The following is a 22256-nucleotide window of genomic DNA, read 5'->3' as shown; positions in this document are numbered from 1 at the left end:
TTCAATGAAAGACGGGCGCGACGCTTGGCTCGATTTCGCTGCTGTGGGCCAGGGCGATGCCGAACAGCGACTGCAACGATTCGGCGGCCTGGGTTTCAGTGGCTTTGTCGAAAATCGCCGCGATGTAGCGATCCGGGCGCAGCAGCACAAACGGGTGGGACTCGCCCAGCAAGGGCTTGAGCAGGCCTTCACGGTCCTGGAGCACCGTGCAGCCTGGGATCGCCGGCATGGCCTGGACAGACTCGGGCAGGATCAGGATGCGTCTGGCTTCAAGGTGGCTCCAGAGGCCATGCTTGAGCTCATCGACACGCTGGCGGGTCGGGTCGCCGTATTGAATCAAGGCGAAGCCGGCACCGATGGCGTCATCGAGCAGGTGTTCGTGGCCGTGGGCATCGGTGAGCATCGGTTGCGGGAACATCTGTCCGCAGGACAATGTGCCTGCCTGCCCCTCGGCCAGCACCAGGCCTCGGGTGAAACGAGGTTTGGGCTTGAAGCGCATTTGCAGGAAGTAATCGCGCAGCGGCGGCAACAGGCCGATCAAGGCGAATGCCCCACTGATCAGGCGAGCGCGCAGGACGGTGGCCGGCGCCATGACCACGCCGAGGTTCAAGGCCAACTTGATCAAGGCCCACGCATGATCGCGACGTTCGCTTTCGTAGGACAGCAGTGCGCTTTGCGCCATTTTGCCCTTCAGCACGCCGATCAGTTTCCAGCCCAGGTTGTGGGCATCGCGAACGCCGCTGTTCATGCCTTGCCCGGCATAGGGCGGGGTCAGGTGTGCGGCGTCGCCGGCGAGGAACACCCGCTGCACCTGCCACTTCTCGGCGACCCGGGCGTGGAAGGTGTAGACCGTCTTGCGCACGAGGGAAACCGGCGCGTCACCCTTGAAGGGGCGCAGCAAGGTTTGCAGGTGGGTTTCGTCGAGCGCCTGTTCGTCCGTTTCATCGGGCTTGAGCAGGAACTCGAATCGGCGTGTACGGTGGGGTCCGGGCACTTCGACCACCGGACGCCTGGCATCGCAATATACGCGGGTCTGCCAGAATGGGTCGTCGTCCTGGTCGGTATCGACCACCAGCCAGCGTGAGGAGAAGCTCGAGCCGACCATTTCGATCCCGAGCTGCTTGCGCACCGGGCTACGACCGCCGTCGCAGGCCACCAGGTAAGCCGCGTGGACTTCGATCATCTGCCCCTCGGCGTCACGAATCCGCGCACACACGCCGTGTTGGTCCTGACTGAACTCCACCAGCTCGTGGCTGAACCGTGCCGTCAGGCTGGCAAACCGTTCGAGGCCCATCCTCAGGGTGTTTTCAAACAGCGGTTGGCGAAACGCGTTGCGCTTGGGGAACCCATACAGCTTGCCGGTCGGTTCGACCTTGCCGAAGCAGCGCCCTCCGGGCCGGGTGTAGTAATGCACGCCGTAGCCAGGCACGACATCACGCAGCACGGCGGCATCCAGCCCGATGGCCTGCATGGTGCGCAAGGATTCGTCGTCGATTGAAACCGCCCGTGGTTCGGTCACGGTGCCCGGCTTGCGATCGATGATCAGGGTGTCCACGTCAGCTTGGCCGAGCAGGTTGGCCAGGGTCAGTCCGGTAGGACCGGCGCCGATGACCAGGACCTGAGTGTTGATGCGTTTCAGGGTTGTCATTGTTATTCCCTTGCGAATGGCTCAGCCCAGTGGCTTGGGGCGATTGGCGAGCGCAGCCATGCGTTGCGACAGTTCCTGCGCCAGGGCAAGGATCTGTTGCCCTTGCGTCTCTTCCTGGGCACTGTCGCGTTCTTGCACCGGGCGCACGCAACTGATGCTGCCGACGACTTTGCCATCGCCGTCGAAGATCGGCGCGGCCAGGCCATAGACGCCCGCGTCGACTTCGCCTGCGCTGGCTACATAGCCCTGGCGACGCAGTTGCTGCAGTGCGCGACGAAACGCCTCCCAGGTCTGGCCAAGTTGGCTGGCGCGAACCTCATCGGGATGGTCGAGAAACAGCTGGCTGTGTTGGCGCGAGGTCATGTTGGCGAGGATCGCCTTGGACGTCGCTCCCAGGAACAGGGGCCTGGGCGAACCGCGGGAGTAGCTGACCTCACTGAACAGGTTGCCGTGCTGGTGAATGCACACGACCTGATCCTTGAACAGTCGGCAGATCAGCCAGACCTGTTGTTCGCTCCACTGCGGGAAGCTGGGCTCAAGCGATTGGGCGGCGCGCACGAGAGGGTCGCTCAGGCGCAACTGGCGGTCCCAGGTAATGATTCGTGCGCCCAGCGCATAACGGCCGGCTTCGACCTGGAACAACAGGTTGGCCTCGGCCAATTCGCGCACGTAGCGGTAGATCGTCGAGCGGGTGAAGCTCAAGGCGCCGCCCATGTCATCCACTGCCCAGATCGGGTGCTGTTCGGTGAACAGGTCGAGTACCCGCAACATGCGCTCCAGGCTCGAGCCTTTGCTGTCGCCATCCTGCTCGGGCAGGTGTTCAGGAGTGTGTAGGTTTTCCATGTTCACTGCTCGTCCACGATGCTGTTGCGCAGGGTGCCGATGCCAGCGATCTCGACCTCCACCTGATCGCCCGGCTTCATCCACACCGGCGGTTCGCGGAACGCACCGACGCCGCCGGTGGTGCCGGTGACAATCACGTCGCCGGGGGCCAGTTCAGTGAAGGTGGAGCAGTATTCGATCAACTGGCGCACATCGAAAATCATGTCGCTGGTGCGGGTGTGTTGCATCACTTCGCCATTGAGGCGGGTGGTCAGCTCCAGGTCCTGTGGGTCGCCGATCTCGTCGCGGGTCACCAGCCAGGGACCGAAACCGCCGGTGTTCGGGAAGTTCTTGCCAGGCACGAACTGAATGGTGTGCTTCTGCCAATCGCGGACACTGCCGTCGTTGTAGCAGGCATAACCGGCGACGTAATCCAGCGCGTCGGCGTGCTTGACGTGGCGGGCCGCTTTACCGATCACCACCGCCAGCTCGCCCTCGAAATCAAGCTTGTGGGAGGCCGTTGGGCGAACGATGGGTTGCAGGTGGGCGGTCTGGCTGTCTGCGAAGCGGGTAAAGATCATGGGGTAGGTCGGCATCTCTCGACCGGTTTCGCGCACGTGGGTGGCGTAGTTGATGCCGATGCACAGCACTTTGCCCGGGTTGGGGATGACCGGCAGGAACGTCACATCAGCCAAGGGAAGACGCGGCAGGCTTGCCAGGGGCTCGCGGGTCAGCTCGCCCAGGCGGTCGTTGGCGATGGCCTGTTTGAGGTCGTGGCCGAGGGTTGGCTTGAGCGATTCCAGGTCGATGATGTGATCACCTTCGACCACACCGTAGCTGCTACGACCTTGGACAACAAAGCTTGCGAGTTTCATGAAGGCTCCTGGGAAGAGGGAGGGTGCAATGAGGGTCAATCTAGTCTTGCTATAAAATCCTGTAAAGTGGGATTTATACAAAAATCCTAAAATATGGAATTTATGTTTTTTTTGGCGAAGCTGTACCTTTGGCGGACCTGGGGAGCAGAGGGAGAGGCAGCAGGCAACCAACCGCAGATGGCTGGGTGTCGTAAGAGGTACGGAAAAGGGATCTAAACCTGTGGGAGCGGGCTTGCTCGCGAAGACGGCGTCACAAGCGACATTGATGTCGACTGTACTACCACCTTCGCGAGCAAGCCCGCTCCCACAGGGGATTTGCGTTTAATCGATGGGTGCCCAGCAGCCATGCAGCGACATGCGCATCCGGAAGGGAATCCTGATCCGGGCAATGGGACCGCTGGCCATGTCACGGGAGTCCAGCACCACCAGCTCACTGCGCCCCTCTGCGATGAGGTTGAGCAGGGCAACGACGTAGCCATCGGCTTCCTCTGCATCCGCCGAGCGGGGAATGAAGATGGGCTCCTGGAAGCAGCCGCTGTCGCCAGGAAACCAGGCGTCGGTGCTGCCTGTCTTCAGGTTCAAATGGACCAGCAGGTTGAAGAATTGAAAGGGTATCGGGCCGTTCGCCGGGTTGTAGGGGCGCTGCGGGTCGAAGGCGAGCAGGAAACCATGCTGGTACTTGCGACCGATGTAGCGGTCGTCACACCTTGGAAACTCGCAGGGGTAGTCCGTCAGTGGTTGCGGTTGAACGTCCTCCTCGGCGCCGTTCAGGTCAAAGGTCCAGCGCATCAGGCTGGCAGCCAGGGTTTCGGGCGACGGGACATAACCGTCGGCCTGGGGGAAGAAGTAGAAAATGTTCCCGCTGGTGACCGGCATGTCGACATAGACCTTGTCGCCCTCATCGAACGCATTGAGCGTATGCCCCTGGAAACCGTCCTTGGGCCCCTTGAACCAACGCACATCTTGCGCATGCCCGTTGCGCGGCACGACGGCGAACAACTGAGGCAGGTCGGGTTGCCACTGGAAATGCGCTCCGCCGTTTTTCATGCGCTCGACGTCCACTGTCAACGGAATCAACGGGAACACAACGTACCGTTCGGTCACCGCGAAATCGTGCACCATCGCCGCATAAGGGGCCTGGAACCAGATCTCGTGCAGCAGTTTTCCGTCCGGTGAGATTTCGAAGTAGGCCAGGTCAGGCGTACCGTCGCCTTTGGCTTCATAACTGAAGGCCATGAGATTGCCCGTCACCGGGTCGAGCTTGGGGTGGGCGGTGAATGTCGCGGATTTGATCTGCCCGCCAAAATTCCATTCGCCCAGGGTTTCCAAGGTCTCGCGGTCCATCGCCCAGGGCAGGGCATCTTCCTTGAGGGCCAGCAGCACGCCGTTATGTGGAATGACGGTGGTGTTGGCCGTGGTGTTGTTCTTCGCCGCGAGCGGGTCATTGGTGAAGGCGTTGCGATAGACTCCATTGAGCGAGCGACCTTCACGGCGCTGGGCCAGCAAACGATCGGTCTCCACGTAGCGACGGCGCAGCGATGCCTTGCCGTTGGCAAAGTGGAAGCAGCTGACCATGCCGTCACCGTTGAAAAAGATATCGGTGCCCAGCATTGGGGGATACTGCGGGTCTGGCGCGACTTGATAAAACGTCCCGTGGATCGAAGCGGGAAGGCTGCCTTCAATTTCCAGGTCGAACACGTCTGCTTCCACCCGGCTGGGCGTGTAGAGAGCGCCGGAAAATTCAGGGGTTGGAGGGAATGGAATACTCATCAGTCAATCTCTCAATGTGCGGGTTTGTTGATGTTCAGGCCGATTGCGGGGACATCGCCGGCCCGGAAGGCTTCACGCCGCGGCGAAAGCGTGCAACGACCAGGCACGAGATCACCAAGGCTAGTAAATAGGCTGAAGCGGCCAGCCATCCAACCGCCCGGAAGTGACCCTCGCCGACGACCAGGGCGGCCCCGAATGGTCCCAGCCCCTGGCCGATGAAAATGGCGGCGTTACCCAGGCCCGCCAATCGGCCGGAAGGGTCCAGTTCCGTCGCCATGGAAAGCAGGTACGGCAGGCTGAAAAACCAGACCATGTGAATCAGGCAAGCCGTGCTGACAAACGCCACGGGGCTGGTGCCATAGACCATGATCAAGGTCGCCAGCAGCGCCGTGCCAAAGCTCAACAGTTGCGGAAACAGCAGGCCCAGGCGCCGTCCGATCAACCCGGCCAGCCCGGCGCCCAGGGCACCGGCAAGGATGCTGCCACCGAGGATGCCGCCAATCTGCTGAGGCTCCAGGCCGATGCTCTTGCCGATACGTTCCTGGTAAACCCATAGGGCAGAGTGACCGAAAAACAGCAGCGCAAAGAGCATGATCAACAGGATCGACGTGAGGCCGAATGGCGGGATCGCGCCGCTGGTTGCGCGATGAGTTTGCGGGTAGCGTTCAGGCACCCTCCAGCAACCCGTCGCCGCGAGCACACTGGTGATCGCCAATAGTAGAAACGCCCCGTTAACACCGAATGACTTGAGGATCAGCGGCATGGACGTCACCAGTAACATTCCCCACAGCAGGTTACCGATGTTGATGACCGCGAAGGTCGCATCCTTGGACGTGCGCAGCGCCGCGGTGGCGTAGACGACCGCCATGACCGCGCCGCCGCTGGCGCCACAGATCATTCTGGAAACCAGCAGCCCGGCCTGGCTGTGAAGCTGCGTGCTGAGCAGATTGCCCAAGGCCAGGATCAACAGGGCCACCAGGGCGAAGCGGCGGCGGTCGACGCTGGCCATGAACAGGGCGCAGACGCCGCAGGCGATGGCCATCGCAATGAGTTCCGCGGCGAAGATAGCGCCGATTGCATTGAGTGGCAGGCCGAGCTGGTCGATCAAGGCACCGCCCAGGATCGGCTGGATCTGCAGCGTCCCCAGGGAAATGACCATCATCAGACAGATGGCGCCCAGTGATTTCTTGCTGTCGATGGAATCGAGTGCGTTCATGAAGCATCACCTCGGGTAATGGGCCCGCTCATGGGTGAGCAGGCGCATACGTCAATCAGAACGTGTGGACGTAGCGAGCCTGCACCTGGTAATCCGCCCGGGAGCGATTCTCGACGCCGGTTTCTTTATAGGTATTGAGCCAGAAGGCCTTGTCTTCGGTGATTTTCCAGAACAGGCCCGGGCCAATGCCCAGCACCTTTTCCCGGGAGTCGGTCAGGGTGTTGCCGTTGACCTTGTCATCGGAAATCTGCCGGAAGTAGTAGCCGTTGACGCCGACCGAGACCGTCGGGAACACTTCGTACGAGGCGGTGAAGTTGGCCCACGCCGACTGTCCCGACTGGGTGTCGCGCACCGATTGCCCTTCGAAGAACTGCGCCGAACTGCTGGCCGGATCATCGTTCTTGAAGTTGTACAGGTAGTTCAGCCGCCAGCTCACTTCCCAGCGAGGCGCGGGCATCCAGGTCGCTGCCCAGTAGGGGTTCAGGGAGAAGTAATTGGAGCCTGGGTTCAGGTCTTTGTGTTTGTCGTACTTGCCCGTTGGCAGGATGGTGTCGAAGGCCATGCGCTGCACGAAGACCGGCCTGCCGCTGGCGTCGACGATCGGATCGAACTGGACCTGGGGCCCGACCGTGACGTCGCCCAGGCCTGTGGCATTGTCCTTGAGCTTGGCACCGTTGTCACCGAAGTCGCCGTCCAGGGACACGACGGGCACCAGCAGGCTCCAACCCAGGTGCGCCCCGACTGCGAAGGTGTCGGGTGAGTAGTAGCTCAGCTGGTTGATCATCGTGATGACGTTGATCTTCGGGTCATCGAAGGCGCCGTTCTTCTTGCCGCCGTTGGTCCTGATGCTGCTGGCGGTACTGAACTTCAAATAAGTCTGATGAGTCAGCCCGGGTGGCCCGGCAAAGCCGTCGTAGAAACTGGTGCCACCCAGGTTGATACCGCTGGGTTGGCTCACCGAAGGTGGAGGAGGGCCATCGGCTGCAAAAGCGGCCAATGACGCGAAGCTGAGTGCCAGGCACGCTGGCAGGGTTTTGGTCAGGCTCATTGAAGTGGCTCTATTCTTGGAATTGTGAGCGGGGGAATATCCCCTGGCACTTCGACTTTAAGTCCCGGTCGTGGGTGATGCTTGAGCGCAACGGCCAGAGTTGACTGGGAGCGCCAGCAACCGGGAGAAAACCGGCACGAACTTCTCAGCCGTCAGCGCCAACGGCGCGCCAGGCGGCCTCGGCCAACTGCTGCCGGTAGAGTTCAGGGCTGCGTTTGACGCGGCCAGAGAGCCAGGCGCGGCAATAGCTCTCTGCCGAACCGATGATCAGGGACGGGATCAGCTCAAAAGGCAGTTCCTGCAAATCCTGCTGGTGGGCCGGGTCGCTGAACCATTTCTTGAGTTCGGCGTTCCTGGCCAGATTCGCCTCGGCAAGCCGCTCCTTGAAGCTGCTTTGTGCGACCGCAAAGCGTGCCTGGTACTGGAACCGCGCCCAATCGGGTTGGCTGACCACCCAGTCCACGTAGCTGTACACCAAGGCCTGGACCCATTCCTGGGTCGACGTGACGGTGCTGAGGTAGCTATCCCTGAGCCGCGCCTGATCATCCAGGGCGGTCATGTACAACGCCGCGACCAAGCCTTCCTTGTTATCGAAATGGTGATAGATGGCCCCCACGCTCATCTGGCTTTCGGCACGGATGATATCGATGGTGGTCGCTTCGATGCCTTGCTGGTTAAACAGTGCCAGGGCGCATCGGAGGATGTGCCGCTTGGACTCGGCACGACGCCCTGGGTAGCAGCGCTCGAGGAGATCGACAGGTTCCATTTTTCGGCCCAGGCAAAAAGGGGCCATGGTAATTGAAACGAAGGCTCGGGACGAGAGATTGACAGGCTGCGTATTTACAGAATAATGTTCTGTAACAGAGCGATATTCTGTAATCGAGTAATGTTCTGTCCATGACTCCAGCCCACCCGACCAGAGATATCCCATGAGCCAGACTCTCAGCATGTACCAAAGCGTTGGCGCTTCCGCTTTCAGCAATATGGCCTGCCAGATGGCACCGTACTTCGGCACCATCAACCCGGAAATTTCTGTATTGACCCCCGGCCGCGGCGAAGTGAAGGTGCCGTTTCGCAAGGAAATCACCAATCACCTGGCTTCCGTTCACGCGATCGCGCTGTGCAACGCGGCAGAGCTCGCAGGCGGCATGATGACCGAGGTGTCCATCCCCAGCGGCGCTCGCTGGATTCCCAAAGGCATGACCGTCGAATACCTGGCCAAGGCCAAGACTTCCATTCATGCGATTGCTGATGGCAGCGAAATCGACTGGGCGACCTCGGGCGACAAGATTGTCCCGGTCGATATCTTCGACGAGGGTGGCGTGAAGGTCTTCACGGCGCGCATCACCATGAACGTGAAAGTCGGCTAGGTCGCCCGCTCCATCATGCGTCGACCGTTTCTGCCAGATGCGCCATCAGCCACTGGCGGAAGCGGTTGACGCCGAGTGGATCAGCATAGGCTAGCTGTTGATATTGATGCGCCGCCAAGGTTCTGGCGCGGGGCTCCAGTCGCGGTGCTGGTCTTCCAGCCACAACCCGGTGCATCCACCCAACTGTTCCAGCGTCTCGACCCTGGGTGCTGTACTCGTCGTGGTGCGCTATTGGGTATTCCCAGCCTTTGCTGTCGGTTGCAGCGTTTATCAAGGCGGCTTGCGAACGGCATGTGGTGATTGCCGGTGGGCTAGGCTGTATGCGATCAAGGTGAAAGGTTAGGCCTCTTATTCGCTATAGGCATAAGCATAATAGAATATATTCCTTGGTCGTATTAGCCATCGTGCTAGATTGTTCCTACCGGACAACCGGATATGTTCAATCCCATTTTATGGTACGACTATGTCCGGCGCCCGAATCTTCCAAATCAGCCTTGAGGCTCTGTCCTGTGACCGAACCCAAGGAGCGATTTCTCACTCCGGCAATATCCGCCTTAGTTCTGCCTCCATTACCGTTCCATTCGTGACCGGTAAACCGCTCCCGTGTCAGGCCAACAGCGAAGCCTGCAGTGCAATCAGCGAAGGCTTGGCATTTCTTCTCTACGCCATGTGAATCGTCGCTGTTGGGCACTTCCATACCATTAGTCTAGCCAGCCATCTTCAGGTAATGCCGGTCCTGCGGGCCGCAACTTGATGCGTGAGCGAATGGGCGCCTGTTCAAAGCAATATCTACGCGATTTACAACAATGCCAAATTATTTGGATGAAGCTCATCGAGCTGAAATCGTTAAGCTGAACACGACATTCACCAGTCAAACGGAATGGCCAACCTGGCTTTTGTTGGTCGGATTCTACCTGGCCTGGGCTTTCGTTGTTTTTTATGGGGACGCACTGGGTGAAGTATTCACCATCGTCTTGTTGATTCCGCTGGTCGTGCTCTGGATGTCGATTCAGCATGAGCTTATCCACGGTCATCCAACGCGCTGGCCCGCCATAAATAAAGCCCTGGGATATCTGCCGTTCGCCGTATGGTATCCCTACGATATTTACAGGGACACGCACCTGGCGCATCACAAAGACGAGGTGCTGACGGTGCCTGGTCAAGATCCAGAAAGTCGTTATGTCACAAGTGCCTTTTGGTTGCGCTCACCTGGTTATACGAGGGTGTTGCTATGGGTAAATAAGACCTTGGGCGGGCGCTTGATCATCGGCGCTCCGTTGGCAGTCATTTCACTTGTGGGCGCCGAGATAAAGGGGCTGTTTCATACTGGACGAAGCCATTGGCGGATGTGGGCTACGCATCTATCAAGTGTTGCCGTGTTGCTGGGACTGGTTGAGCAATACAGCGCCATCAGCGCGATCCAGTACATCTTCTTTGTTTCGCTTCCAGCGTTATCCATTGCAATGATCAGGTCGTTTTACGAGCATCGGCCGTCAGCACTTCCAGAACACCGCACGGTTATCAATGAATCGTCAGGGCTTTTGAGTTGGCTTTTTCTGAACCTCAACCTTCATCTGGTTCATCACGATCTTCCCGGTCTGCCCTGGTTTTACTTGCCACAGGTGTATAGGGCCCGGCGTGAACAATGGATAGCTCGAAACAATGGCTACGTCATTCATGGCTATTTCCAGTTATTGCATAGACATCTGCTCAGTCCAGTGGATTGTCCGCGCCATCCTGCCGAGCAATAAAAAATGAAAGCTAATCTGGGCGTTGGAAAATGATACGTTTTGAAGCCGTCAAGAAAACTCATAAGGGCAGCCCGCGAATGGCCGTGAGCGATTTGACGCTTCATGTCCGGGAGGGTGAGATCTGCGTGTTTGTCGGGCCAAGCGGTTGCGGCAAGACCACCATTTTGCGAATGATCAATAGGCTCGATACTCAGGACAGTGGCCGCATCTGTGTAAATGGGGTTGCGACCGACGAGCTTGACGTCGTTACGTTACGCCGTGGCATTGGTTTCATGATGCAAAGCTCGGCTTTATTTCCTCACCAGACCGTTGCAGAAAATATCGGCGCTGTACCGCGGCTCTTGGGCTGGGGTAAGTCTAAAATCCGCCAGCGCGTGAGCGAGCTCATTTCCCTGGTCGGACTTCAGCCGGAGTTTCTTGACCGCTACCCGAATCAGCTGTCGGGCGGGCAGCAAAGCCGTGTCGCCCTGGCGAGGGCTTTGGCCTCGGACCCACCGGTTGTATTGATGGACGAACCCTTTGCCGCGCTTGATCCGGTGATACGCGAGCGATTGCAGGATGAACTGGTTGCGCTCCAGCGGCGTTTGCACAAGACCATCATTCTGGTAACGCATGACATGGAGGAGGCGATCAAGGTCGGCGACCGGATTGCAATATTTGAGGGGGAAGGGAGGCTTGTTCAGTTCGACACTCCTCACAATATCCTGGCCCATCCTGCTAGCGATTTCGTGAGTGGGTTTATTGGGAAAGACCCTTTATTGAAAAGACTTACGCTGATGAAAGTCGCCGATCTTCCGGCGGAAATTGACGGTGAATCCACTGTACCCGCTCCAGAACTGGCAACCGTTACGATAAATGACTCATTGCATCACGCATTGGTGAAAATCCTCAGTGCCCCAACCGGTGTTGTAGCGCGGGTGGATGAGGCAGGAGGTTACGAAGGTTGCATCTCGATCGAGTCCCTTTATAACGCCTTGAGCGGATCCCGACCTGGAAGCCTGCAATGATGGATGGGGCGTGGATTGTCGATAATTGGCAAGCGATTGTTCAGTTGTTATTGGATCACATTCAGTTGGTCACACTGGGCCTGTGTATAGGCATGCTGGTGGCGGGCGCAATGGTGTTCTTGACACTGTGGAAGCCTGTCTTGGCTCGGCCCATGATTTATGTCAGCGGAATACTGTTCACCATTCCTTCCCTGGCACTGTTTATTTTGATAATGCCTTTTACCGGTTTGTCCAAGACCACATCGGTTATTGGCCTGAGTCTGTATTCCTTGCTGATTATTCTACAAAACACCTTGGCGGGACTTGCCAGCAACCCCCCGGACGTCCTGGAAGAAGCCCGCGCGCTAGGGTATACGCGCATGCAGAGATTCCTGGGCGTTGAACTTCCACTGGCCTTGCCTTCGTTATTGGCAGGGCTACGAACGACATCAGTTACCTTGGTCGGGTTGGTGACTGTTACTGCGTTAATTGGTCAAGGTGGGTTGGGCCAGCTGTTCATTACCGGGTTGGCGCAAAGTTTCACTACACCTGTAGTGGTCAGCTTGGTCCTGACGGTGATGTTGGCGCTGTGTTTTGATTTTCTGTTTTATTCAATCAATAAATGGCTGGTCCCTTGGGTGCGCTAATGAACATGATCGCAAGTGTCTACCATTGGTTTTCTCTTCCTGAAAATTGGTTGGGAGAAAACGGCATACTGACGCGGCTGGCGGAGCATATTTATTACGTATCTTTAAGTATCACTATTGCTTGTGCGATAGCGTTGCCGCTCGGCGTATTCATGGCTAATTACCGCAAGGGCGCAAACCTGGCGATAGGGGTGTTCAATCTTGGCCGCGCATTGCCTTCTCTCGGCATTGTGATACTGGCAATCATGGTCATTGGCTATGAAACCAGCACGGTCATTATCGCGCTGGTTGTCATGAGCATACCGCCGATATTAACCAACACCTATGTCGGTATCGATCAGGTGGATTCGTCGTTGAAAAGTGCGGCCACCTCCATGGGCATGCGTAGATGGCAAACGTTTATTCAACTTGAACTGCCTTTGGCCTTCCCGCTGATTTTTTCCGGTTTCAGATCGGCCCTGGTGCAACTTATTGCAACGGCAACTATTGCCGCCTATGCGGGATTCGGTGGGTTGGGCAGATTTCTCATCGACGGACTGGGTCGCAACGATACACCGCAAATTATTGGCGGTGCATTGGTGGTGTCGGCCCTTGCGATTGTCAGCGAGTGGCTCTGCTCGACGATAGAAACACTCATGGTTCGAAAATGGCGAACAGCGAATGTTGAACTGAGCGCTACATGATCAGGGCATTTGAAAGTGCCTATTAATTTTGCAGAGGTGCAAGTCCAAATGAAAAACAAACAACGTTCGAAGGCTCGCTCAGTGCAATCGGTTTCATTGTTGCTGGGGTTAGGCTTGCTGGTGGGCAGCACGTTTGCCAGTGCTCAATCCATCACCATAGGCGGGGCCAATTTTTCCGAGCAGACGATTCTCGCAAACATTTATGCGTCAGCCTTGAAAAATGAAGGGATAGAAGTCAAGACCCGGCTCAATCTGGGCAATCGCCAGATCATCGCCAAGGCCTTGGAAAATGGGGATGTCGACGTTGTACCCGAATACATAGGATCACTGCTGAGTTTTTATGATGACAAGACAGCCCTGACCAGCCAAAAGGAGATCGTCAGCGCCTTGCAGCAGAAGTTACCGGCGAACCTGCAGTTGCTTGAGCCTTCCGCGGCGGGCTCTATTACCGCTTGGGCCGTCACTAAAAAGACCGCAGAAAAGTACAACTTGCACACCTTGTCCGACCTGGCGCCTGTCTCAGCTGATTTAACGTTGGGCGGACCACCGGAAGTCGCCACTTCTGCCTTGGGCCTGCCTGGGCTGAAAGCGGTCTACGGCATCAATTTCAAGAGCGTCAAATCCCTGGACATGGGCGGGCCCTTGTCGCGGCTGGCGTTGAATTCAGGCGCTATCGACGTCGCCACCGTCGTCTCCACGCAAGGCATCCTGGCGAAAGAACCCTGGGTTGTGCTCGAGGACGACAAGCATCAACAACCCCTGCAAAACATCACCCCACTGGGGCGCAAGGCACTGCTAACCCCGGAAGTCACCAAGGTGCTCAACGAAGTTTCCGCAAAGCTGACCGATGACGATCTCAAGCAACTCAATCGCCTTGTTGATATCGATCACAAGGATCCGGCAAAAGTCGCGGCGCAGTGGGTCGCCGAAAATACCGTCAAGACGGCCAACTGAACATGAATGCGATGTTGGTGAGGTCGCGGAGTCGTTATGTCCAATAAAAGTATGATCCTGAATCTGTTCTTCTTTAATCCCCAAGGGGACCATCGTTTTTCCTGGCGCCACCCGTTGTCACCGACCCAGGAAATATTGACGCTGGGCTACTACGTAAAACTGGTGCAGGCGGCCGAGGCGGCGAAGTTCGATGCGGTTTTTGTCGCCGATCACGTGGCGGTCTGGGACTCCGTGGCCAGCGGCTTGAGGCACTATGCCAATGCCCGCCTTGAGCCCATTACGCTCTTGTCCGCACTGGCCGCTGTGACCGAGCACATCGGTCTGATGGGCACGGCTTCAACGTCCTATAACGAGCCCTTCAACATCTCGCGGTATTTTGCATCGCTGGACTATCTCAGTTCAGGGCGAGCCAGTTGGAATATCGTGACTTCCTGGCTGGAAGAGGAGGCTTCGAATTTCGGATTGTCAGGCGTGGCGAAACACGGTGATCGTTATCTGCGGGCCGATGAATTCATTCGTGTCGTCAAACAGCTTTGGGACTCATGGGAGGACGGGGCGCTTGAATTCGACAAGGGCACCGGCGACTTTGCCGATCCATCGAAAATCCATCCGATCCATCACAAAGGGACGCATTTCAGCGTGCGAGGGCCGCTTAACGTGCCGCGTCCACCTCAAGGGCATCCGGTCTTGGCCCAGGCGGGGTCTTCTGAAGCGGGCAAGGACCTGGCCGCGGCCCACGCGGACGTGCATTTCTGTTTCATCAATACGGTTGAAGAAGGACTGGCGTACAGGGCCGATTTGAATCGCCGGCTCGAGTTGAAGGGCAGGCATTCCAGTGATCTGAAAATCATTACCGGTGTGCTTCCGGTGGTTCTGGAGGATGAGACTGAGGAGGAGCGACGTCGGCAACTGGAGGACAGTCTCATTATCGATGCCGTGGCGATTGACCTGGTCTCCAGCTACACCCGTCTCGACTTGACGGGGCTCTCGCCGGACGGCCCCCTGCCAGCGTTGCCAGATGAGTCTGAGTTTGATGGCATTCGAACTGAGCTGGCCCTGCTCAAGAAGTACGATCCTTCCTTGTCTATCCGCGAAATAGGGCGCCGCTTGGTCAAGAGCTCCAGTACCTGGCTACTGATCGGAACGGCGGAACATATAGCCGATAAGCTTTCAGCGTTATACGAGTCGAATGCCGTCGATGGCTACAACCTCATGTTCCCGTTTTTGCCGACGGACTTCGAAGCATTCACGCGTGGCGTGGTGCCTTTGCTGCAAGCCAAAGGGATTTTCCGCAAGGAATATGAACCCGGGACGCTAAGGGACCGCTTGGGCTTGAAAAAACCGGCTAACAGCTTCTTGCTGTGATCAGCGCCAAGCGCCGATAACAGTCCTTTAATTGGATTTCATATGACCAGCGATCTCTCCATGTACCTCGCTCCCGCAAGGGTTTTACAGGCACAGGAAGCCTGGCTTCGACGTGTCCTGGCGATTTTGGGCGAGCACCGCGAGCAAGAGCAAATTGTTGAGCCAGCGGCCCATTGGCTTTCCCCGGACCTCTTGTTGTCCCAGACCTGCGGCTATCCGTTAGTCACATCGCTGCGGGGAAGGGTGAGGCTGATCGGGCGCCCGAGCTATGAGCTTGCCCATAGCTCGGGCGGTGACCATTGCAGTTTGCTGCTCTGTAGAGCTGATTCGGCCGTGACTGATCTGGCGGGTTTCCAGGGCAGCCATGGACTGATCAACGCTCAGGATTCCAATTCAGGAATGAATCTATTGCGTCATACACTTGCCGGGATCAGCGACCGTGGTTTTTTCTCAAGACTAACCTTCACCGGATCGCACAGAGAGAGCATGCGAAGGCTGAAAGATGGCGACGGTGATTTGGCTTCTGTCGACAGCGTCACCTACGACTATCTTGCGAGGGATAACAGTGATGAGATCGAAGGCCTGAGGGTCCTGGTGCGAAGTGTGCGCAGTCCCTGCCTGCCCTATATAACCTCGATTCGGCGAACGCCTGCGGACGCAGACTCAATCAGGAAGGCAATGAATGAAGCCTTGAGCCAACTGCCGGAGGTTTCTCGAACGCTGGCGATCAGGGAAGTGCTGCCGGCCAGTGAGGCTGACTATGCGTGTCTTCTGGAATATGAGCGCAGTGCGGCCCACTGCGGCTTTTCGTTTGTAGCGTCGTGAGCGGCGAGCCGTCCCTGGCTCGCCACTTCAAGCAATTTAGAACTTGAAGCGTCCCACCAAGCCTTTGAGCTGCCCGGAGATATCCGTCAAGCGTCCCGAGCCGGTTTGCGCCGAGTGGGCGTATTCCTCCACCAGCTGTGCATCGGTATGGATCTGCGCGATGTGCCGGTTGATGTCTTCGGCCACTTGGTGCTGTTCTTCTGCCGCCGTGGCGATCTGAGTGTTCTGGTCGCGAATCGAATCCACCGAGTTGCGGATCTTGTCGAAACTGTCGCGGGCCTGTTGGATGCGTTCCACGCTGGTTTGCGACACCTGCAGGCTGCTTTGCATCTGCTGGGTGACTTCCTGGGTGCGCCGCGCGAGGTTGCCCAGCAGGCTGTCGATCTCGCCCGTGGAGTCGGCGGTACGCCGTGCCAGGGCGCGGACTTCATCGGCTACCACGGCGAACCCGCGACCTTGGTCGCCGGCCCGCGCGGCCTCGATGGCGGCGTTGAGGGCCAGCAGGTTGGTCTGCTCGGCGATGGAACGAATGGTGTCGAGGATGGTGTTGATGTTCTTGCTGTCCTGTTCCAGCGCCTGCATGGTCTGGGTCGACTGCTGCAGGTCCTCGCTCAGTTTCAGCACGCTGCCGGTGGCTTCGCCGATGTGATGCTGGCCGTCATGCACGTCGCGATAACCTTCGTCCGCGCTGGAGGCCGCCTGGCTGCACGAGCGGGCAACTTCGTTGGCAGTGGCGACCATTTCATTGAACGCGGTGCTGACCAGCTCCACGGCCTGGCGCTGGCGCCCGGCGGCGTCGTTCATGTTCTGGGCCACGTGGCTGGTATCGGCTGCGGCGGTTTGCAGGTCGGAAGAGGCGCTGCCGATGCGCTGCATCAGTTGCGCGATCATGCCCAGGAACTGGTTGAACCAGCCTGCCAGGGTGGCGGTTTCGTCCTTGCCTTGTACCGAGAGTTTGCGGGTGAGGTCGCCTTCACCTTCAGCGATTTCCTGCAGACCGTTGGCAACCCCGCGGATCGGCCGCACGATTACGCTGGCGAAACTGGCGCCCACCACGGCGAAGACCACGGCCAGCGCGGCGGCGATGGCGGCGATCAGCCAAGTCAGGCTCGAGGCTTCAGCCATTACTTCGTCGCGCTTGATCAGGCCGATGAAGCGCCAGCCCAACCCTTTGGAGCTGACCACGTTGGCCATGTAGGGCACGCCTTCGATCTCGATCTGGGTCACGCCATCGCTGCTTTTGGCCAGCTCGGCATAGTTGGGGCCCAGGTCGGCCAGCGGCTTGAAGTTGTGCTTGGCATCGGCAGGGTCCACCAGGACGTTGCCGTTGGCTTCCACCAGCATCAGGTAGCCGCTCTCGCCCAACTTGATGTTCTTGACCAGTTCGGTCAGTTGCTTGAGCGACACGTCCAGGCCCACCACGCCCACGACGTTGCCGCTGGCGTCGGCGACGGTGTGTACGGTGCCGATCAGCGACACATCGTCCGGCGCCCAGTAATAGGCATCTGTACGCGCCACGGTGCCTGGTTTGGCCAGGGCGGCCTTGTACCAGGGGCGCACGCGTGGGTCGTAGTTGGTCATCTTGGGGTCGTCAGGCCAACTTGCGTAGCCACCGTCGCTCATCCCCACGGAAAGGTAGGCGGTGGTCGGATGGCTTTTGGCGAATCGGTCGAATACTTCCAGAAGCTGTTGATTGATTTCGGGGAGCGGTGTTTGTGCAGCATCGGCCAGGGAGTAATTTTTCAAACCCTTGGCCGCGATGATCCGTGGATCCTTGGCGATGTATTCGACGTTCTGGCTGATGCCATCGAAGAACTGCTTCATGCCGTTGTCGATCTGACGGATTTCACGACCGCTACTGTCCAGGAAGTTGGCTTTCGCGGCGTCGCGCAGGTTCAGCACGACAAGCACCGCCACCAGGATAACCGGGAGGCAGGCGATGGCCGCGAACGCCCATGTCAGCTTCTGTTTGATATTCATGACTTCTCCCGCGGAATTTTTTAAGTGTTGGAACGGCGGAAACAGCAGTGGTTGGCGTTGCGAGTCTCTGGAAGGGAAAAGCGCCCATGCCTACAGCCAATGTATCGACCAAAGTCGTAGGCACTTGAGGCCGTCCGTTTTGGCGCGGGTCGATCAGTAGAGGGCGTCGGTGCGATTGCACCCGGTTTGACTAGCCTGGAAGATAGCGTGGTTTGCTCTGTCTCTTTGCCTTGTGGTTAACGGCACCCACCGGCAGCAAACCCTCATCGTCTTTAAGGTATTAACGAGGCCCTATGCCAAGCGCATTCGAGAGCGTACTCAAAAACAAGAACATGGCTTATCGACCACTCGGAGCGGCACCCGCCAGCCAGTCGCCGATCCGCGTCGCGTTTGTATTGATGGACAACTTCTCGATGATGTCCTTCACCGGTGCGGTGGACGCGCTGGTGACCGCCAACCTGATGAGCGACATGCCCCTCTATGAAGTGCTGACGGTGGGGGTTTCAGGAGGACAGGTGACGAGCGACCTGGGCATTGTCATCTCGACCGACATCGAGCTGGCACAGATGCCGGAAAACCAGGACGTGCTGATCGTTGCCGGCGGCTTTCGGGTGAAGTTGCAAGGCCACCCCTTGCTGCGGCGCAAGCTGCGCGCCAATGCGGCGTCCGGGGCGATACTGGGAGGGCTGTGGAATGGTGTCTTCTTTGTGGCTGATGCCAATCTGCTGGACGGTTTCGAATGCGCTGTCCACCCGGAAAGCCGCGCCATGATGGCGGAGGTGTTTCCCCATGTGAAGGTGTCCAGCCGGGCCTATGTCGTTGATCGGGAGCGGGTCAGTTGCGCAGGTGCCAACAGTTCGCTGCGCATGATGCTCCAGTTGATTCGCCAGACGGGTGGGGCGGCACTGGTGGGCGCCATCGAGGAAATTCTTCGCTGTGATGAGTCGGGCGATGATGCGACGGACTTGCCTCCGGTCTTCGTCGAGACCGACCCGACGCTGCCGGAAAGCCTCAAGCTGGCTTTGGAACTGATGTGGCAAAACGTAGAAGAGCCTCTGACCATCGATGAGCTGGCAGCGTGCGTCAAGATTTCCAAGCGGCAGTTGGAACGACGGTTCTGCAGTTTTCTCGGTGCCACCCCAACACGCTATTACCTGGAGCTGCGCTTGACACGTGCCCGCCAGCTTATCCAGCAAACCAATCGGTCCGTGACTGAAATCGCCGTGGCGACGGGTTTCGTCAGTTCCCCGCACTTCCAGCGTCGTTTCCGGGATTTCTTTGGTGTGCCGCCTGGCAGTTACCGTTCGAAATCGGAGCGCAGACAAACCTTGCGATGAAGCCGTCGCAAAATCAGAGATGAACTTTGTGATGGGCAAAGGGGGCCGTGCAACTTTGCGGGAGCAGGCTGCGGTGTTACGGACAAAAAATCAGCTGTTATCGTCTGTCTGAGTTTCGGTGGGCAGGTCTTCGGTTTGCGGAGTGGCTTGCGATGCGGTCAAGGTCGTCTCCTTGCACAACACCTTGCCGACTTCGTCGGCGATCGAGCCGTCGATGATTCGCCCTTGCATCTGGTCGAACTCGGCTTTCTCCAACCCTGCGAGACTGTTGTACATCCCCATATGCCGCACATTGCGGCTGGCGCAGTCGAGTTCCAGTTTCGTGTAGTTGGTGAAGTAGGTGCCCGTTCTCTGCACGGTGGCCTGGATGGCTGAACCACTATCGACAGACGAGACGATGGAGTACACGGCATCCGAATCATCGTAAATGTATTTGATGTTCTGGACATCCGCAGCCGCACTGCACGCAATCGAGATTAAAGCGAGGGATATAAGGGTTTTCATGCTTTCTTCCGTGAATAAGCAAGTCAGGAGTTGATGGCAAAATGAAATTATTGCCTGGGCTCGTGCATCGGGTCAATTTGCTTTGGGTAGGATCATGACCGCCGGTCAGAAACAAAATCCTTTTGGGAACTTTATAGGCCCCCATGCCTCGTGGCAACAGGCGAGCACATTTCAGGCTGAGAGTGAAGCCAGTCCAAGATGCTTCGCCGCTCCATAGATCAAAGCTTGAATTCGCCAAGTCACCCGACTTTTTTTAGAGGTTTTTCGTCTGAATGGCTTCAATGCTCACGAGTTCAGCACTTTCGAATTGCCCCATGGCGTGAAGTCGAGCGTCAGTGCAACAAGAATGGCCCCTGCGGAAATCAGGAAAAGCAAAGCGTGATGTCCGCCACTGGCATTGAACAGTGCTGAATAGGCAAACCCGGCGACCGCCTGGAAGGTCGCGAATGAAACCGTGGCACGACTCCAGGCGAGTTGTTGGCGATGATGGTTGGGTACCAGTTCATGCACCCGGGCCAGGGCCAGAGGCACAATGCCTGGTGGGAACGAACCGATGACCACCGCCAGTAGCGCCAACGCCATGAAGGTGTGTGAAATCGCCAGCAAGCCGAGGGCAATTGCCTGCACGAGTAGCACCAGTCGAATGCTCCTGCGCGCACCCAGGTGATCGGCGAGAAAGCCATAGCTCACCGGCCCGATAATCGCCCCGAGGCCATACATGACCCAGACCAGTGCCCCGACATGTGCACCGGCCCCGAGGCCGCGGGCCACGTAGTCCACCAAAAAAACCATCGCAGGCACGAGCCCGGCGGCCATGAAGGCGTACTGGGCGAACAATCGGAAGACAGCCGCAGGCATGGGGGCGTCGGGCGCAGCGCTGGCTGCCACATGCGCCGTGTCCTGGGGCCAGCCGAACCAGCTCAGCCCGGTCAGTACCAGTGACAGGGCGCCGAGCCCCAGCCAGGTGGCTTGCAAGCCGAGGCTCAAGAGCGGTGGCACAATCGTTCCCGAACCGGCGATGCCAAGGCCGATGCCAAGGAAAATCGCACCACTGGCCAACCCTTTGCGCGCCGCCGGCACATGGGGCAATACGGTCGCCGCCACCAGTACCATGATGGCGCCGCCGGCGATTCCCGACAGTAGCCGCCAGGCGAAGTACCAGGTGACCGAAAGCGGGAAAGCACAGGCGAAAAACGCGCCGGTCACGGCCAGCATCATCAGCCGCAAGGCGTTCCTGTTGGTCAGTCGGTGGGCCATGGGACGGCCGAGCAGGGCGCCGACCAGGTATCCGACCAGATTCGCCGCCCCCAGGTAGACCACGTCATTGGCCGAAAACCAATGGGCCTCGATCAACGAAGGGATCAGCGGCGTGTAGGCGAAACGCGCCAGGCCGATGCTGACGAGGCTGGCACAGAGGCCGGCGAAGATGGGTAACCAGATGCCCGTGGGCGCGGAGTCGAGCGCAGCGGATGGAGTGGTCATGACAGCGATCCTGTGAAGGGTTTATGGCGCCCAGCATATCGGCTATCGTTGCTGCGTTTATGCAGCGATTTCGCGGCAATGCGATGCAGATTTGCATCACTGGAGAGGCAGATGAATTGGGATGATGCGCGGGTGTTTCTTGCTGTTTGCCGGGCGTCGACCTTGCGTGGTGCCGCGCGGGCATTGGGGGTGGATCAGGCGACTGTGGGGCGGCGCATCACGGCGTTGGAGAAATCCCTGAGTGCCGCGTTGTTCCTGCGCACCCCTGACGGTTACGCATTGACAGCCGTCGGCGAGGCGGCACTCGAGGCGGTGGAGAAGATGGAGCATTCGGCGTTGGAACTGGAGCGCCGGATCCAGGGCCTGGATGATCGCCTGATTGGCAATGTCCGGGTTGCCACTACCGACTCATTGGCCATCGATTTCCTGATTCCCGCCATTGCCCGCTTGCATGGACGGCACCCTGATGTGCGCGTGCAGCTGGATGCTTCCACGCAGATACTCAGCCTGGTCAAGCGGGAGGCGGACATTGCCGTACGCAACACCCGGCCCGACAACCCTGACCTGATCGCCCGGCGGATCGCGCGTTGGCCGGTGGGGCTGTTCGCGTCCCGGGCCTATGTCGATGCCCATGGCCTACCGTCGCCTGGCAGTGAATTCGAAGGCCATGACCTGGTGGTCTACCAGCCCTACTTGCAGGGCAGCAAGGACTTTACCCTGGTCTGCGAGCCGATCAACCGCGGGCGGATCGTGGCAAGCCTGAGTTCGAGCCTGTTGGTGCGCCGTTCGATTGCCGCGGGCATCGGCGTGGGGGAAATCCCGGTGTATATGGGGGAGCGTGACGGGCTGCTGAGGATCTGGCCGGAACGCACGCGCCCGCTGCCTTACGAGGTATGGCTGGTCACCCACGCGGACCTGCGCCATACCGCACGGGTGCGGGCGGTAATCGATGAGATTGTCGAGGTGTTTGCGCTGGAGAATGAGTGAAGCGGT

20 protein-coding genes and 1 pseudogene are annotated in these 22256 nt (G+C 58.5%); 10 read left to right on the top strand and 11 right to left on the bottom strand.

Annotated elements, in window-relative coordinates; translation table 11 throughout:
• Nucleotide 1 precedes the first annotated feature (1 nt).
• The 7 genes from PBDP_RS19190 to PBDP_RS19160 all read right to left on the bottom strand — a co-directional run bounded on the left by PBDP_RS19190 (nucleotide 2) and on the right by PBDP_RS19160 (nucleotide 8145).
• A complete protein-coding gene (locus tag PBDP_RS19190) occupies nucleotides 2–1648 on the bottom strand; it encodes a bifunctional 3-(3-hydroxy-phenyl)propionate/3-hydroxycinnamic acid hydroxylase (protein ID WP_163857871.1) in 1647 nt (548 codons plus the stop codon).
• 21 nt (nucleotides 1649–1669) lie between these two features.
• Nucleotides 1670–2491, bottom strand: a complete 822-nt coding sequence (locus PBDP_RS19185) for an IclR family transcriptional regulator (RefSeq protein ID WP_116832892.1) — start codon at nucleotides 2489–2491, stop codon at nucleotides 1670–1672.
• A 2-nt stretch (nucleotides 2492–2493) separates the two neighbouring features.
• Nucleotides 2494–3345, bottom strand: coding sequence for a fumarylacetoacetate hydrolase family protein (locus PBDP_RS19180; protein WP_212801165.1), 852 nt, complete (start codon nucleotides 3343–3345; stop codon nucleotides 2494–2496).
• Between the two features lie 321 nt (nucleotides 3346–3666).
• The gene (locus tag PBDP_RS19175) at nucleotides 3667–5115 is read right to left on the bottom strand and encodes a carotenoid oxygenase family protein (RefSeq protein WP_212801164.1); all 1449 of its coding nucleotides are present in this window, start codon (nucleotides 5113–5115) and stop codon (nucleotides 3667–3669) included.
• A 34-nt stretch (nucleotides 5116–5149) separates the two neighbouring features.
• Nucleotides 5150–6331 (bottom strand): MFS transporter, encoded by a 1182-nt coding sequence (locus PBDP_RS19170; protein WP_212801163.1) that lies wholly within the window; start codon nucleotides 6329–6331, stop codon nucleotides 5150–5152.
• Between the two features lie 55 nt (nucleotides 6332–6386).
• Complete coding sequence (locus tag PBDP_RS19165) at nucleotides 6387–7379, bottom strand: SphA family protein (RefSeq protein ID WP_212801162.1); 993 nt, start codon at nucleotides 7377–7379, stop codon at nucleotides 6387–6389.
• 145 nt (nucleotides 7380–7524) lie between these two features.
• A complete protein-coding gene (locus PBDP_RS19160; RefSeq protein ID WP_109755617.1) occupies nucleotides 7525–8145 on the bottom strand; it encodes a TetR/AcrR family transcriptional regulator in 621 nt (206 codons plus the stop codon).
• 163 nt (nucleotides 8146–8308) lie between these two features.
• On the opposite strand from PBDP_RS19160, the gene PBDP_RS19155 reads away from it, so the two are divergent.
• From PBDP_RS19155 to PBDP_RS19120, 8 genes are all read left to right on the top strand, one after another.
• Nucleotides 8309–8749: a hotdog fold domain-containing protein gene (locus PBDP_RS19155; RefSeq protein ID WP_109755616.1), complete on the top strand. Its 441-nt coding sequence runs from the start codon at nucleotides 8309–8311 to the stop codon at nucleotides 8747–8749.
• Nucleotides 8750–9555: 806 nt separating this feature from the next.
• Entirely contained in the window at nucleotides 9556–10500 is a 945-nt protein-coding gene (locus PBDP_RS19150; protein ID WP_212801161.1) for a fatty acid desaturase, read from the top strand.
• A 29-nt stretch (nucleotides 10501–10529) separates the two neighbouring features.
• A complete protein-coding gene (locus tag PBDP_RS19145; RefSeq protein ID WP_212801160.1) occupies nucleotides 10530–11507 on the top strand; it encodes an ABC transporter ATP-binding protein in 978 nt (325 codons plus the stop codon).
• Nucleotides 11504–12133, top strand: coding sequence for an ABC transporter permease (locus tag PBDP_RS19140; protein ID WP_109755585.1), 630 nt, complete (start codon nucleotides 11504–11506; stop codon nucleotides 12131–12133). The genes PBDP_RS19145 and PBDP_RS19140 overlap by 4 nt, the downstream gene beginning before the upstream one ends.
• Entirely contained in the window at nucleotides 12133–12816 is a 684-nt protein-coding gene (locus tag PBDP_RS19135) for an ABC transporter permease (protein WP_109755584.1), read from the top strand. The genes PBDP_RS19140 and PBDP_RS19135 overlap by 1 nt, the downstream gene beginning before the upstream one ends.
• Before the next feature lie 48 nt (nucleotides 12817–12864).
• On the top strand, nucleotides 12865–13770 hold the full coding sequence (locus PBDP_RS19130; protein ID WP_109755583.1) for an ABC transporter substrate-binding protein: 906 nt from the start codon (nucleotides 12865–12867) through the stop codon (nucleotides 13768–13770).
• Between the two features lie 36 nt (nucleotides 13771–13806).
• A complete protein-coding gene (locus PBDP_RS19125; protein ID WP_116832864.1) occupies nucleotides 13807–15135 on the top strand; it encodes an LLM class flavin-dependent oxidoreductase in 1329 nt (442 codons plus the stop codon).
• Between the two features lie 42 nt (nucleotides 15136–15177).
• Entirely contained in the window at nucleotides 15178–15960 is a 783-nt protein-coding gene (locus PBDP_RS19120; RefSeq protein WP_212801159.1) for a phosphate/phosphite/phosphonate ABC transporter substrate-binding protein, read from the top strand.
• A gap of 36 nt (nucleotides 15961–15996) precedes the next feature.
• Here PBDP_RS19120 and PBDP_RS30390 read toward each other — a convergent pair whose 3' ends face one another.
• Together PBDP_RS30390 and PBDP_RS30385 are read right to left on the bottom strand one after the other, a co-directional pair.
• The gene (locus PBDP_RS30390) at nucleotides 15997–16764 is read right to left on the bottom strand and encodes a methyl-accepting chemotaxis protein (protein WP_371925633.1); all 768 of its coding nucleotides are present in this window, start codon (nucleotides 16762–16764) and stop codon (nucleotides 15997–15999) included.
• 93 nt (nucleotides 16765–16857) lie between these two features.
• Nucleotides 16858–17940 (bottom strand): annotated as a pseudogene (locus tag PBDP_RS30385) (HAMP domain-containing protein); the annotation flags it as partial.
• 293 nt (nucleotides 17941–18233) lie between these two features.
• Here PBDP_RS30385 and PBDP_RS19110 point away from each other — a divergent pair.
• On the top strand, nucleotides 18234–19277 hold the full coding sequence (locus PBDP_RS19110) for a GlxA family transcriptional regulator (protein ID WP_109755579.1): 1044 nt from the start codon (nucleotides 18234–18236) through the stop codon (nucleotides 19275–19277).
• 90 nt (nucleotides 19278–19367) lie between these two features.
• Here the strand turns inward: PBDP_RS19110 and PBDP_RS19105 are convergent, their stop codons facing one another.
• Together PBDP_RS19105 and PBDP_RS19100 are read right to left on the bottom strand one after the other, a co-directional pair.
• Entirely contained in the window at nucleotides 19368–19781 is a 414-nt protein-coding gene (locus PBDP_RS19105) for a hypothetical protein (protein ID WP_109755578.1), read from the bottom strand.
• Between the two features lie 285 nt (nucleotides 19782–20066).
• On the bottom strand, nucleotides 20067–21263 hold the full coding sequence (locus tag PBDP_RS19100) for a YbfB/YjiJ family MFS transporter (protein WP_163857918.1): 1197 nt from the start codon (nucleotides 21261–21263) through the stop codon (nucleotides 20067–20069).
• A 111-nt stretch (nucleotides 21264–21374) separates the two neighbouring features.
• Here PBDP_RS19100 and PBDP_RS19095 point away from each other — a divergent pair, with 111 nt between their 5' ends.
• Nucleotides 21375–22250, top strand: coding sequence for a LysR family transcriptional regulator (locus PBDP_RS19095; RefSeq protein ID WP_109755576.1), 876 nt, complete (start codon nucleotides 21375–21377; stop codon nucleotides 22248–22250).
• Nucleotides 22251–22256 lie beyond the last annotated feature (6 nt).

This window comes from Pseudomonas sp. St290 (assembly GCF_018325805.1).
GTDB classification, from domain to species: Bacteria; Pseudomonadota; Gammaproteobacteria; order Pseudomonadales; family Pseudomonadaceae; genus Aquipseudomonas; species Aquipseudomonas bijieensis.
This window is presented reverse-complemented; position numbering and strand designations above follow the sequence as displayed.

What these genes read in the sequence shown, in the direction of transcription:
- PBDP_RS19110 (WP_109755579.1), top strand. Translation starts at nt 18,234, where the DNA reads ATGCCAAGCGCATTCGAGAGCGTACTCAAAAACAAGAACATGGCTTAT.
- PBDP_RS19105 (WP_109755578.1), bottom strand. Translation starts at nt 19,781, where the DNA reads ATGAAAACCCTTATATCCCTCGCTTTAATCTCGATTGCGTGCAGTGCG.
- PBDP_RS19165 (WP_212801162.1), bottom strand. Translation starts at nt 7,379, where the DNA reads ATGAGCCTGACCAAAACCCTGCCAGCGTGCCTGGCACTCAGCTTCGCG.
- PBDP_RS19145 (WP_212801160.1), top strand. Translation starts at nt 10,530, where the DNA reads ATGATACGTTTTGAAGCCGTCAAGAAAACTCATAAGGGCAGCCCGCGA.
- PBDP_RS19135 (WP_109755584.1), top strand. Translation starts at nt 12,133, where the DNA reads ATGAACATGATCGCAAGTGTCTACCATTGGTTTTCTCTTCCTGAAAAT.
- PBDP_RS19180 (WP_212801165.1), bottom strand. Translation starts at nt 3,345, where the DNA reads ATGAAACTCGCAAGCTTTGTTGTCCAAGGTCGTAGCAGCTACGGTGTG.
- PBDP_RS19170 (WP_212801163.1), bottom strand. Translation starts at nt 6,331, where the DNA reads ATGAACGCACTCGATTCCATCGACAGCAAGAAATCACTGGGCGCCATC.
- PBDP_RS19185 (WP_116832892.1), bottom strand. Translation starts at nt 2,491, where the DNA reads ATGGAAAACCTACACACTCCTGAACACCTGCCCGAGCAGGATGGCGAC.
- PBDP_RS19125 (WP_116832864.1), top strand. Translation starts at nt 13,807, where the DNA reads ATGTCCAATAAAAGTATGATCCTGAATCTGTTCTTCTTTAATCCCCAA.
- PBDP_RS19100 (WP_163857918.1), bottom strand. Translation starts at nt 21,263, where the DNA reads ATGACCACTCCATCCGCTGCGCTCGACTCCGCGCCCACGGGCATCTGG.
- PBDP_RS30390 (WP_371925633.1), bottom strand. Translation starts at nt 16,764, where the DNA reads ATGAACGACGCCGCCGGGCGCCAGCGCCAGGCCGTGGAGCTGGTCAGC.
- PBDP_RS19130 (WP_109755583.1), top strand. Translation starts at nt 12,865, where the DNA reads ATGAAAAACAAACAACGTTCGAAGGCTCGCTCAGTGCAATCGGTTTCA.
- PBDP_RS19150 (WP_212801161.1), top strand. Translation starts at nt 9,556, where the DNA reads ATGCCAAATTATTTGGATGAAGCTCATCGAGCTGAAATCGTTAAGCTG.
- PBDP_RS19140 (WP_109755585.1), top strand. Translation starts at nt 11,504, where the DNA reads ATGATGGATGGGGCGTGGATTGTCGATAATTGGCAAGCGATTGTTCAG.
- PBDP_RS19120 (WP_212801159.1), top strand. Translation starts at nt 15,178, where the DNA reads ATGACCAGCGATCTCTCCATGTACCTCGCTCCCGCAAGGGTTTTACAG.
- PBDP_RS19160 (WP_109755617.1), bottom strand. Translation starts at nt 8,145, where the DNA reads ATGGAACCTGTCGATCTCCTCGAGCGCTGCTACCCAGGGCGTCGTGCC.
- PBDP_RS19155 (WP_109755616.1), top strand. Translation starts at nt 8,309, where the DNA reads ATGAGCCAGACTCTCAGCATGTACCAAAGCGTTGGCGCTTCCGCTTTC.
- PBDP_RS19190 (WP_163857871.1), bottom strand. Translation starts at nt 1,648, where the DNA reads ATGACAACCCTGAAACGCATCAACACTCAGGTCCTGGTCATCGGCGCC.
- PBDP_RS19175 (WP_212801164.1), bottom strand. Translation starts at nt 5,115, where the DNA reads ATGAGTATTCCATTCCCTCCAACCCCTGAATTTTCCGGCGCTCTCTAC.
- PBDP_RS19095 (WP_109755576.1), top strand. Translation starts at nt 21,375, where the DNA reads ATGAATTGGGATGATGCGCGGGTGTTTCTTGCTGTTTGCCGGGCGTCG.